Raw genomic sequence first — 12725 nt, forward strand, 5'->3', positions numbered from 1 at the left:
AGTGGGATTGCAGGAACGAATCGCTCGGGTAGAGCAGCTTATTGAGGCGGCATGCGAGCGCAGTGGACGTCAGGCAAGCGATGTGCAGGTCGTGGCGGTAACGAAATACGTTTCGACCGAGAAGACCGGTCAGGTGCTGGATGCCGGGCTGCTGCATGTGGGTGAAAATCGCTGGCAAAATGCGAAGGATAAATGGGAAGCTCTGCACGAACGTGGAGTTTGGCATTTTATTGGACATTTGCAGACGAATAAAGTCAAAGATGTTATCGGTAAATTTGAATATATTCATTCACTTGATCGCTTATCACTCGCTAAAGAGCTGGAGAAAAAAGCAGCCGAGTTGGAGCTGATCGTCAATGTGTTTGTGCAGATTAATGTATCCGGCGAAGCTTCCAAATATGGGCTGGAACCGGATGAGGCGGAGAACTTTTTGCAGGCATTGCAGCAGATGCCGCATTTGCATGTTGTCGGGCTGATGACGATGGCTCCGGAAGTCGATGAGCCAGAACAGACACGTCCGGTATTCAGAGGACTACGTGAGCTGCGGGATCGGTTGAACACGCTCCAATTAACGGCAGCGCCGATGCAGCATCTGTCGATGGGCATGTCGGGTGATTTTGAGATTGCTGTTGAGGAAGGGGCGACATTCGTACGCCTCGGTTCCATCCTGGTGGGCAAAGAGGAGGATTAACGATGAGTGTAATGAATCGGTTTATGAATTTTCTCGGGCTTCAGGAAGAACAGGAAGTCGTGGAACGTGAGCAGATTATCGAGGAAGAAGTCGATTCTCGTGAAACTTCTCCCGCAGAAGCACGTAGAAACAGTAGAGCCAATAATGTCGTCAGTATTCATTCACAGAAAAATGTCAAAGTCATTTTGAACGAGCCGCGCAGTTATGATGAAGCTCAAGATATTGCGGATCATCTGCGTTCCCACCGCTCGGTTATCGTTAATTTGCAGCGTGTGCGCAACGATCAAGCGCTGCGCATTATCGATTTTATGAGCGGCACCGTCTATGCGCTTGGTGGCAGCATCTCCAAAATCGGCGGTAATATTTTCCTGTGTACACCGGATACAGTCGAAATCGAAGGCACAATCGCTGAAATTATGAGCGACGATTTTGATTATAACAAGATGAGGTGATCGGACGTTGAACGTATTTTTTGAAGTGCTTGGTATCGCATACCGAATTTACATGTACATGATTATTATTTATATTTTGATGTCCTGGCTGCCTAGCGCACGGGAGAGCTCGTTTGGTCAATTGCTTGCACGCCTGGTTGAACCTTATCTTGCGCCGTTCCGACGCTTTATTCCGCCGATTGGTGGCGTGCTGGATATTTCGCCAATCGTTGCCCTGTTTGTGTTGCAACTGGCGTTTAGCGGACTGATTTATTTGTTGCAAACGATTCTGTTCTAATCGTTGCTTATCGCTTGAACTAATTTGAACGATTCAAAGCTGAAGCAAGAAGCAGACAATAGCCGGATCATTGTGCTGCTGCATGCTTCGGCTTTTTATTTTGCAGCGCTTGCCGATTGTAAATAAATGATACACTTTAGCAAACATAGGCAGTCGCGTATGGGGAATTGTAGCGATTGCGGTTGTGTGGCGGAAAGGTAGTTAGCAGGTATGAACAAAACTATTTTTAGTCATTTTCATCCGGATGAGCGTGAGTTTGTAGAACGAGCTGCGGAATGGATTGAAAGTGCGGCGCGTTATCATGAACAAAAGCTGACCGATTTTCTCGATCCGCGTCAAGCGTATATATTGTCTACATTGGCTGCGCGCGAGCCGGATGTACAAGTCCGGCTGAATGGTGGTTCAGAGCATGCCGAGCGTAAACGCGCCCTGGTCGCGCCTGATTATGCCGACTTGTCGCAGACGGATATGCAGCTGAACGTTCTGCAAATTACACCGGAAGGACAGCGGTTTACCGAGCTGGAACATGGCGATTATATGGGCTCTCTGCTTGGGCTTGGTATGAAGCGGGAGAAGATCGGTGACATCCATGTGCTGGATGACGGTTGTCATACGGTAGTGGCGACCGAGATTGCGTCTTATCTCCATCTGAATATGAACCAAGTACACCGGTTGCATGTGCTGACCGAATTGTTGCCTATCGAACAATTGCGCGCTGCCCAGCAGCAATTGCAAACGATGGAACTGTCGGTGGCGTCGATGCGACTGGACGGTATCGCAAGCGATGTGTACCGGCTAAGCCGCAGCAAAATACTGGTGCCGATTAAAGCGGGTCGTTGCAAGGTGAATTGGAAGCCAGAGGAAGACCCTTCCCATGCGTTAAAAGAAGGCGACGTCGTCTCGGTACAAGGAATGGGCAGGTTTAAAGTGCTGGAACTGGAAGGTGTGACCAAAAAGGGTCGTTATCGCGTAAAAATCGGAAAATTCATCTAAAGCGTCGGCAGGAAGATGAGGTTACTCTGTTGAATAATAAATATTAGAGTATCTACTTGTTTCAAAGGAGCCCCATATCGGTGTATATACAACAGGATCACGGCATTTGCCGGGCTGATTATGTATAATCGATACGAACTGTTGGTTGCAGGTAGCTGGGCGCAACACGACGAATCAGCCAGTAACAGAGCGCCGCTGATCTCGTTATCATGGGGGTTTTTTCGGCAGCGACATAGTGTTCAACCATGCTGAAATACAGTATGATAACAATACACAAGGCAATTCAACGGCCTGAATATTATAGGAGGTGTCTACCATGCCATTAACCCCGCTGGATATACATAATAAGGAGTTCTCGCGTCGGCTGCGTGGTTATGACGAAGATGAAGTGAATGAGTTCCTCGATCAAGTAATTAAGGATTATGAGGGACTGATCCGCGAAAACAAAGATTTGCAAAATCAGCTGCTTGCCGTGCAGGAGCGTCTGGATCATTTTGCAAACTTGGAGGAGACACTGAGTAAAACGATCATCGTCGCCCAGGAAGCGGCAGATGAAGTGAAAAACAACGCCAAAAAAGAAGCCCAACTCATTATTAAAGAATCCGAGAAAAATGCGGATCGTATTATTAATGAGTCGCTGTCAAAGGCGCGCAAAGTGTCGATGGAAGTGGAAGAACTGAAAAAGCAAGCTTCCATCTATCGTACCCGTTTCCGCACACTAGTTGAAGCTCAGCTTGAGCTGCTCGGTCAAGACGGTTGGGACGCACTCGAAAATCAAACCCGTGAGTTAGAGCGTACAAGCAGCGAACGTCAGGAGCGCAATGAGCGCGACCGTGAACAATGGAATCGCGAGCGTCTGGATGAGCGCGATGCCGAAGATCATCGTCCGACCAGCTCGGATTTGTATTAATTCGTCTTCATTCGCACTAACCGTCTTTCAAAAAGGCACGGTTGTGCCGTCTTGCAGGTCATTCATCTATAGCGTGCGGTGAGACGATTGCCGGAGGATGGCAAATGGTTGACATTTTGCGATCAAAGCGCTATAAATATTTTATGACCGTGACATCTTCTTCGGAAGTCGTCACTTATGAACGACTCGGTGACAGAAGTGTGCTTCTGTGCCGCAGTATAGTTGCATACATTCTATGATGGGGCCAGTACAGGCTATGTTCGTTTGTAGAGAGTTGGCGGTTGGTGCAAGCCAATAAACGATGAGCTATGGAAAATCTCCCCGGAGAAGCGCGGCTGAACCTGTTCAGTAAGCCAAGCCGGATTGCCTGCCGTTATCAGGGCGCCGTATGAATCGTACGGGCATAAGTGTCATTTGGATACGGGGATGGCGTCTGTTCTGACAGAGCTGAATTCCTTTTGGATCGGAATGAAACAAGGGTGGTAACGCGAGCAACCTCGTCCCTTTCCAGGGACGGGGTTTTTTTGATGTTTTGGCGATGGATACGATAGGTGGCGCATACGGTTCATCCCGTGTTACGGTCACCGATGGATAAGAACAGACGCATAAAGGTCTGAACTGGAGAGAGGATGGGGAACAGATGCAAAGAGTAGATGTCAAAGAAAAAGCGCGCGCACGCGATTTGCGTATGCTGAACAAATGGAAAGCGGAGCGCACATTCGAGCGCTCGATCGAAAAGCGGGAGGGCAAGCCGAATTTTGTGTTTTACGAAGGGCCGCCAACTGCAAATGGCAAGCCGCATATCGGTCACGTACTTGGCCGTGTGATCAAAGATTTTATCGGTCGTTACAATACGATGAAAGGCTATCGTGTCGTTCGTAAAGCAGGCTGGGATACACACGGTCTGCCGGTCGAACTGGGCGTACAGAAAAAGCTCGGCATTTCGCACAAATGGGAAATCGAAGATTACGGTGTGGAGAAATTCATCAATGAATGTAAAGCGAGCGTATTTGAATATGAACAGCAGTGGCGTGATCTGACCGAAGCGATCGGCTATTGGACGGATATGGATCATCCGTACATCACGCTTAATAATGGATACATCGAGAGCGTATGGAACATCCTCGCTACGATCCATGACAAAGGATTAATGTATCGCGGTCATCGGGTTAGCCCGTATTGCCCTTCCTGTCAGACGACACTTAGTTCGCACGAAGTAGCCCAAGGCTACAAAGACGTAAAAGACTTAAGTGCAACGGCTAAATTCAAACTGCATCGCAGCGGTGAATTTGTACTCGCCTGGACGACCACACCGTGGACGCTGCCATCCCACGTTGCGCTGGCGGTTAATCCGGAGATGGAATATGCACGTGTACGTCAAAATGATGAAGTGTATATCGTCGCCAAAAATCTGGTCGAAAAAGTAATGGAGCCACTGAAAGCGGAATACGAAGTATTAAGCACATTGCCTGGTTCCGAACTGGTCGGTCAGACGTATGATGCACCATTCAACTATATTCAGGCAGAAAAAACGAATATCGTGCTTGGCGCAAGCTTTGTTACCGATGCAAGCGGTACAGGTATCGTGCATATGGCACCTGCACACGGTGAAGACGACTATCGCGTCTGCCGTGAACATGGGATTAGCTTCGTCAATCTGGTTGATCTGGAAGGTAAATTCGTACCACAGGTCACCGATTTTGCCGGACGTTTTGTAAAAGATTGCGATGTGGACATTATCAAATATTTGTCTGAACATGGCACATTGTTTAGCAAAGAGCGCTACGAGCACAGTTATCCGTTTTGCTGGCGCTGTGATACACCACTGCTTTATTATGCGATGGACAGCTGGTTTATCCAGACGACTGCGATCAAAGAGCAACTGATCGCTAACAATAACGAAGTGACCTGGTATCCGGGGCATGTTCGTGAAGGACGTTTTGGTAAATTTTTGGAAGATTTGGTCGATTGGAACATTAGCCGTGACCGATATTGGGGTACACCGCTGAACGTATGGGTATGCGAGGAAACGGGCGAGCAATTCGCACCGCACAGCATTGCCGAACTGCGCGAGCGCGCCATCGGTGATGTGCCGGAAAATTTGGAGCTGCACAAACCGTATGTGGATGAAGTGAAAGTGCGCAGTTCCTGTGGTCAATACGAAATGAAACGGACACCAGAAGTGATCGACGTCTGGTTCGATAGTGGCTCGATGCCATTTGCCCAGCAGCATTACCCGTTTGAAAATGAACAAACATTCAAGCAGCAGTACCCTGCCGATATGATCTGTGAAGGGATCGATCAGACGCGCGGCTGGTTTTACAGTTTGCTTGCCGTATCGACATTGCTGACTGGGCAGGCGCCTTACAAAGCAGTTATGGCAACCGGGCACGTACTGGATGAAAACGGACAGAAAATGTCCAAGTCCAAAGGCAATGTGATCGACCCGTGGGAAGTAATCGAAGAATATGGCACCGATGCATTCCGCTGGGCGCTGCTGTCCGATAGCGCACCGTGGAACAGCAAACGTTTCTCCAAAGGTATCGTCGGTGAAGCGAAGTCCAAGCTGGTCGATACGCTCGTGAACACGCATGCGTTTATGACGTTATATGCGACGATCGATGGCTTTGATCCGGCTGAGCATCCATTCCAACTGTCCCAACATAAACTGGATCGCTGGATCGTTTCCCGTTTGAACAGCTTGATCATCGTGGTGGAAAAAGCGCTGGCTGTAAATGACTATCTGAACTCGTCCAAAGCGATTGAAGCGTTTGTCGATGAGTTGAGCAACTGGTATATCCGTCGTTCCCGTGACCGTTTCTGGGGTGCCGGGCTGACCGAAGATAAGCTGGATGCATACCGTACACTGACCGAAGTGTTGCTCACAACCGCGAAGCTACTGGCACCGTTCACACCGATGCTAGCGGAGGACATTTACCTCAACTTAAGCAGCGGTGAGAGCGTGCATATGGATGAATATCCGGTCGCCAATGAAGCGCTGATCGATGCTGAGCTGGAGCGCGATATGGAAACCGCACGTCGAATCGTAGAGCTGGCGCGTAATGTGCGCAACGAAACAGGCATCAAAAATCGTCAGCCATTGTCCGAGCTGATCGTATCGCTCGACCAAGACTTTGATCTGGCAAGCTATGAGGACATCATCAAAGAGGAGATCAATGTAAAAGGCATCCGCACCGAGCATGATGACGCCGGCTTTGTTGATTTCAGCTTTAAGCTTAATCTGAAAGTCGCTGGCAAAAAATACGGCAAAAACGTCGGCTTCCTGCAAAATTTCTTCAAAGAAATGACGGCGGAAGAAACGCGTCATGTCGTACAAGCAGGTGTACTGAACATCACTTCGCCGGAAGGTGAAGAACTGCATGTGACGAGCGAGGAATTGCTGGTCGAGAAAAAAGCAAAGTCCGGCTTTGCCTCCGCTTCTGGTTACGGTTTGACGGTAGCGCTCAACACCGATATTACACCGGAGCTGGAGCAAGAAGGTTGGGTACGCGAAGTAGTACGTACCGTACAAGATTACCGCAAAAAACTGGACCTGCCGATCGAGAAATACGTGCATTTGACGCTGAATGTAAGCGACGAACTGCGTGCAGCGATCGAAGCGTTTGATAATGTGCTGCGTGAAAATGTACTCGTTACCGATGTAACATTCGCTGAAGTGGAAGGGATGGAACAGGTAGAACTGGTCGGTCAAACAGTCGGTATTCATGTTTCCTGATGCAATGCTAGACTGTTAACGAGAGCGATAACGATCGTTTAGCTCATTAACTTCAAGCTATATTGGATAAGCCTGTCGTCAACTGGCGAACCATCGAATAGGATGGTTGCCTGCTGGCGTCAGGCTTTTTTGTAAACAGAAATGCTTGCGGAACGTTCAATAGACGCACTCTGCCCCCTATGCTACAATAAGAAAAGCTGTGTTCACGATGCCATCGGACAGAATGTAATGTGCTCCGCTGCCGCCGGCACAGGGATCGAACAAACAGGGTGGAGGATGAACGTGATCTATTATGTAATTGCGCTCGTGGCTATTATAATCGACCAGATCAGCAAACATCTGGTGGCGACACGGATGGAGCTGAGAGAGCAAATTCCGGTAATTGGTGACTTTTTTATGATTACATCACATCGTAATCAAGGAGCGGCATTTGGTATTTTGCAAAATCAACGCTGGTTTTTTATCGTGATTACGATTGCGGTAGTCATTGCGCTCGTATGGTACATTCAAAAAGTAAAATCTCGTCCGGATAAGCTGCTGCCTGTGGCGTTATCGCTCGTGCTTGGTGGAGCGATCGGCAATTTTATAGATCGTTTGCGTATGGGAGAGGTCGTTGATTTCTTTCAGTTTAATTTTGGCAGCTATACGTTCCCGATTTTTAACGTTGCCGATTCATGCATCGTCGTTGGGGTGGCGTTGATCATTTTGGACGCAATTATCGATATGCGTCGCGAGAAAAAGTAGCCTGCCAGCAGGAAAGAGGAGAAGAACAAATTGAGCAATCATGAACAAGAACAACAACGTGTACAACACGTAGAGGAACTGGAACGGCAGTCCGTTGATATTGAATTGGCGGATGAACTGACAGATGAGGACGAAGCGGAACAGCAAACTTTTCAATGGACGGTCGAGGCGGACGATGCCAAAGCACGGATTGATAAATACATTACCGATCGCATGCCGGAAGGCTTTTCCCGTTCGCAGATTCAAGGCTGGATCGTGGATCAGCATGTTACCGTGAATGGACAACCGGTCAAAGCTAACCGCAAGCTTGCGGAAGGGGAGCAGGTTATCGTCAACATTCCTGATCTGTCCATTACCGGGCTGGAACCGGAAAATATTCCACTTGATATCGTATACGAAGACTCCGATCTGATCGTTATTAACAAGCCAAGCGGCATGGTCGTGCATCCCGCTGCCGGTCATTATTCCGGTACGATGGTCAATGCTTTGATGTATCATTGCACCGATCTGTCCGGCATTAACGGCGAGCTGCGTCCAGGCATCGTGCACCGGATCGACAAAGATACAAGCGGTCTGTTGATGGCAGCCAAAAATGACAAAGCTCATGCATCGTTATCTGCCCAGCTCAAAGACCATTCGGTCACACGTAAATATATCGCGCTCGTGCACGGTAATGTTGAACACGATCACGGTACGATTGAAGCACCGATCGGACGTGCCTCGCAAAACCGCAAAATGTTTACTGTCACCGACAAAAACGGCAAACATGCTGTTACTCATTTTGCTGTAAATGAACGTTTTGGCGATTTTACGCTAGTAGAGCTGCGACTTGAAACCGGTCGTACGCATCAGATTCGTGTGCATATGAAATTTATCGATCATCCGCTTGTTGGCGATCCGATGTATGGACGCGTACGCGCAAAAGCATCGTTTGTGCAAGGACAGGCGCTGCATGCTGCTGTACTTGGATTTGTACATCCAACGACCGGCGAATATTTGGAGTTCCATGCTCCGCTGCCAGACGATATGGAGCAAGAGCTGTTCGCGCTGCGCAATCGGTAAGCTTAGGCAATCGGTTAAATGTACCAGGCTTGAATATACTAAGTTTGAGCCGATAAAGGCGATGACCATAGTATTGTCCTTCATATAGGCATATGGGAGCAGTAAGCTGGGATTGAGCTGTGCAGGCATAGTAGTTTGACAGTGTTCAAGGCTGGCTTTGATTTCTTGTTTATGTCGATAGCAAAGAAAAACTCTAAGCTGCTTTAAAGCTCAAATGAATCATAGTCAACGTAATAGTAAGTAATAGACTTAGTTGTAAAACAAACCGTATCTGCATACTGTGTAGATACGGTTTTTGTTGTATTTTTGTTATATGTAGATTGGTATGAGATTGGCTATGAGATAAGTATAAAACGTACAATGTGCGCAAACGGATAAGCTTTAATAATAGCGCAGGTTCAAATACAGATTTAATGTAGCGCAGATATCGAGCCGTTAGCGGTATAACGAACATACCGTGATCAGCTTGTAGCTTGTACGCTGTTGACGCTGTTAACCTAGTTACTCCATCAAATACGCTGTTCATCATAAACAGATCGCGATCCATCCCGCTATAGCGCCATATTTATGCGGTTGACAGACTGCATGATCTCTGTCATAATTCAGTTCAGATGAATAAGCACCTTTAATTCAGTCCTGTGAGACTGGCAAGGTAACGTGAACGATGTTCACTACAGCTACACACACCCTCCGCTGGAGTGGTGATGCTGTGGTGCGTCCAAGTATGACAGTCATACCGCTGGTAGATGACTGCACACTCCTTGCCGTTCGGGGCAGGGAGTTTTTTTATGCCCTGTGTTGGACGGTATAGCCGCAATGGCACTGGAATGTACAGTATGACCGTAAGACGATATGCCTGTTAACCACGGGGCCTTAGGTGTAAGCAACATAAACCTGAGGAGGCTACAAATCATGACGATGGATATGCATATCAACATGATTATGGATGAGACGGCAATTCGCCGGGCATTAACCCGTATTGCACATGAGATTTTGGAAAAGAATAAAGGGATCGAAGATTGCATTATGATCGGTATTCGTACACGCGGTGTCTATTTGGCACGACGCATCGCTGCGCGCATTCAGGAAATTGAAGGCAAAACGGTTGCTTACGGTGAACTGGACATTACAGGTTATCGCGATGACCGCAGCGATGAACCTAAAGCTGCGCTGGGCGAGCAAGTACGATTGACACCACAAAACTTAAGCATCCGCGATAAAAAGATCATTTTGTGCGATGATGTGCTGTACACTGGTCGCACGATTCGCGCCGCGATGGATGCGCTGATGGATTGCGGACGTCCGAACCAGATTCAGCTTGCTGTGCTCGCGGATCGTGGACATCGTGAACTGCCGATTCGACCGGACTATATCGGTAAAAATGTGCCGACGTCCAAGCTGGAACAGATTGAAGTGCGACTGAGTGAAGTGGATGGCAATGACCAGGTTAACATTTTGCAGCGTCGGGAGGTCACGGTATGATCATGACAACGACTAATCTGAAACAACGCAGCTTGCTTGGACTAAAAGGCATGAGCGCTACGGAATTGACTTCGATTCTCGATCGCGCCGCTTACTGGGATGCACATACGGAGAAACAAGTTTCCGTACTGCAAGGCAAATTTGTAGCAAATATGTTTTTTGAAAATAGTACCCGTACGCGCTTCTCGTTTGAAATGGCGGAAAAGCGGCTCGGTGCCGAAGTGCTGAACTTTACCGCCGCCGCATCCAGTGTCGAGAAAGGCGAATCGATCTATGATACGGTACGCACGCTGGAAAGTATGGGCATCGATGCTGGTATTATCCGCCTTAAGCCAGCAGGCGTGCTGCAAGAGCTGGCAACGAAAGTGAATGTGCCGCTTATTAACGCGGGAGACGGTAACAACGAGCATCCGACACAGGCGCTGCTTGATCTGTACACGATGCGCAGTCATTTTGGCGATGTACGCGGACTGAATGTTACGATTGTCGGTGATATTATGCATAGCCGTGTCGCTCGCTCCAACTTCTGGGCATTGCAAGCGATGGGGGCAAACGTTACTTTCTGCGCACCGGACAATATGCGCGCAAGCGACATTGCGGACATGCGTTATGTCACGATGGAAGATGCGCTGCAAGCCGATGTCGTTATGATGCTGCGTGTACAATTGGAGCGTCATACAAGCGGCATGCTCAAGTCTGCCGAAGATTACCGTCTGCATTATGGACTGACCGAAGCACGTGCTGCTCAAATGAAAGAACATGCAATCATTATGCATCCGGCTCCGGTTAATCGTAACGTCGAAATCGACGATGCACTCGTTGAAAGTGCTCAATCCAAAATTTTTACGCAAATGCAAAATGGCGTGCCGATCCGCATGGCAGTCATCGAACGTGCACTGCGCAATTAAGCATATCGATACGAAACTTTGAATCATAATTCAGGTATCCGTATATGCACGCTTTATGCAGCAGTATGGATACCGAAAATTCATAATCGCGTGGATAGCGGTTAACAATTTCGGAGGTTAATGATGACACTTTTTATCAAAAACGCAAATGTACTGAACGGACAAGGCGAACTGCAATCGCGCCACGTATGGGTCGAAGATGGCATCATCAAACAGCTGTACTCGGCGGATACGGCGGCAGATGACATTTTGCGCCAGCATGGACAAGGACAGCACGTCACCGAAATTGACGGCACAGGCAAGCTGCTTGCGCCGGGACTAATCGATATGCATGTCCATTTGCGCGAACCGGGTTTTGAGCATAAAGAGACGATTGTGACCGGAACAGCAGCAGCGGCAAAAGGCGGCTATACGACGATCGCCTGTATGCCGAACACAAAGCCGGTAACCGATAAAGCGGACGTCGTGCAGCTTATTCTCGACAAAGCGGCACAAGCGAACGGTGTCAAAGTGCTGCCGTATGCAGCGATTACGTACAATGAACTCGGACGGGAATTGACCGATTTTGCCTCATTAAAAGAAGCGGGCGCGATCGGTTTTACCGATGACGGTGTAGGCGTACAAAACGCACAGATGATGAAAGATGCGATGAAGCTGGCGACTTCGCTTGATATGCCGATCATTGCGCACTGTGAAGACGATTCGCTAGTAGTAGGCGCAGCCGTAACCGATGGCGAATTTGCCCGTAAGCACGGATTGAAAGGCATTCCAAACGAATCGGAAGCGATCCATGTCGGACGCGATATTTTACTCGCTGAAGCGACCGGTGTGCATTATCATGTATGCCACGTTAGCACCGAGCAATCGATCCGCCTTATTCGACTGGCAAAGTCGATCGGCATTAACGTAACTGCCGAAGTGTGCCCGCACCATCTTATTTTGTCGGATGAAGACATTCCAGGTCTGGATGCAAATTGGAAAATGAACCCGCCGCTGCGCTCACCGCGTGATGTGGAAGCATGTATCGCTGCATTGGAAGACGGGACGCTAGATATGATCGTGACCGATCATGCACCGCATAGTGCGGAGGAGAAAGCTAAAGGTATGGAGCTAGCACCGTTTGGTATTACCGGCTTTGAAACGGCATTTCCGCTGCTGTACACTAAGTTTGTCCAAACCGGACGCTGGTCGCTAGAACTGCTCGTACGACGTATGACCGCTGATCCGGCACGCGTATTCCGCCTTGATACAGGCAGACTGGAACAAGGTGCACCTGCCGATTTGACGTTGATCGATCTGGAGCAAGAGCGCGCGGTTGATCCGGACACATTCCTGTCCAAAGGGAAAAATACACCATTTACCGGATGGAAGCTACAAGGATGGCCTGTACTGACGATTGTGGATGGTCAAATCGTGTGGTCGGAAAAATCCATAACCACTAGTGCATAAATATACCATGTTGTGATATAA

11 protein-coding genes and 1 other annotated feature are annotated in these 12725 nt (G+C 48.5%); all 11 genes read left to right on the top strand.

All coding sequences use genetic code 11. From position 1 onward, the window contains the following. Position 1: 1 nt before the first annotated feature. The 11 genes from U1I11_RS07015 (at position 2) to U1I11_RS07065 (ending at position 12704) form a co-directional block, all read left to right on the top strand. Complete coding sequence (locus tag U1I11_RS07015) at positions 2-691, top strand: YggS family pyridoxal phosphate-dependent enzyme (RefSeq protein WP_322905096.1); 690 nt, start codon at positions 2-4, stop codon at positions 689-691. Between the two features lie 2 nt (positions 692-693). Beyond that, positions 694-1143: a cell division protein SepF gene (locus U1I11_RS07020; RefSeq protein WP_322905098.1), complete on the top strand. Its 450-nt coding sequence runs from the start codon at positions 694-696 to the stop codon at positions 1141-1143. Positions 1144-1150: 7 nt separating this feature from the next. Next, complete coding sequence (locus U1I11_RS07025; RefSeq protein WP_322905100.1) at positions 1151-1420, top strand: YggT family protein; 270 nt, start codon at positions 1151-1153, stop codon at positions 1418-1420. Positions 1421-1630: 210 nt separating this feature from the next. Further along, positions 1631-2413: a YlmH family RNA-binding protein gene (locus tag U1I11_RS07030; protein ID WP_322905102.1), complete on the top strand. Its 783-nt coding sequence runs from the start codon at positions 1631-1633 to the stop codon at positions 2411-2413. Between the two features lie 316 nt (positions 2414-2729). Then, positions 2730-3323, top strand: coding sequence for a DivIVA domain-containing protein (locus tag U1I11_RS07035; RefSeq protein WP_322905104.1), 594 nt, complete (start codon positions 2730-2732; stop codon positions 3321-3323). Positions 3324-3549: 226 nt separating this feature from the next. Next, positions 3550-3831: a binding site (T-box leader), on the top strand. Between the two features lie 132 nt (positions 3832-3963). Next, the gene (ileS, locus tag U1I11_RS07040; protein WP_322905106.1) at positions 3964-7059 is read left to right on the top strand and encodes an isoleucine--tRNA ligase; all 3096 of its coding nucleotides are present in this window, start codon (positions 3964-3966) and stop codon (positions 7057-7059) included. 282 nt (positions 7060-7341) lie between these two features. Next, the gene (lspA, locus tag U1I11_RS07045; RefSeq protein ID WP_322905108.1) at positions 7342-7803 is read left to right on the top strand and encodes a signal peptidase II; all 462 of its coding nucleotides are present in this window, start codon (positions 7342-7344) and stop codon (positions 7801-7803) included. Between the two features lie 99 nt (positions 7804-7902). Continuing rightward, the gene (locus U1I11_RS07050) at positions 7903-8865 is read left to right on the top strand and encodes an RluA family pseudouridine synthase (RefSeq protein WP_322905744.1); all 963 of its coding nucleotides are present in this window, start codon (positions 7903-7905) and stop codon (positions 8863-8865) included. Between the two features lie 912 nt (positions 8866-9777). Next, positions 9778-10347, top strand: coding sequence for a bifunctional pyr operon transcriptional regulator/uracil phosphoribosyltransferase PyrR (gene pyrR, locus U1I11_RS07055; RefSeq protein WP_322905110.1), 570 nt, complete (start codon positions 9778-9780; stop codon positions 10345-10347). A 2-nt stretch (positions 10348-10349) separates the two neighbouring features. Beyond that, positions 10350-11255, top strand: a complete 906-nt coding sequence (locus tag U1I11_RS07060) for an aspartate carbamoyltransferase catalytic subunit (RefSeq protein ID WP_416235607.1) — start codon at positions 10350-10352, stop codon at positions 11253-11255. Between the two features lie 123 nt (positions 11256-11378). Continuing rightward, entirely contained in the window at positions 11379-12704 is a 1326-nt protein-coding gene (locus U1I11_RS07065; RefSeq protein ID WP_322905745.1) for a dihydroorotase, read from the top strand. Positions 12705-12725 lie beyond the last annotated feature (21 nt).

Origin of the sequence: Paenibacillus campi, assembly GCF_034659835.1 — a bacterium.
In the GTDB taxonomy this organism is placed as follows: domain Bacteria; phylum Bacillota; class Bacilli; order Paenibacillales; family Paenibacillaceae; genus Saccharibacillus; species Saccharibacillus campi.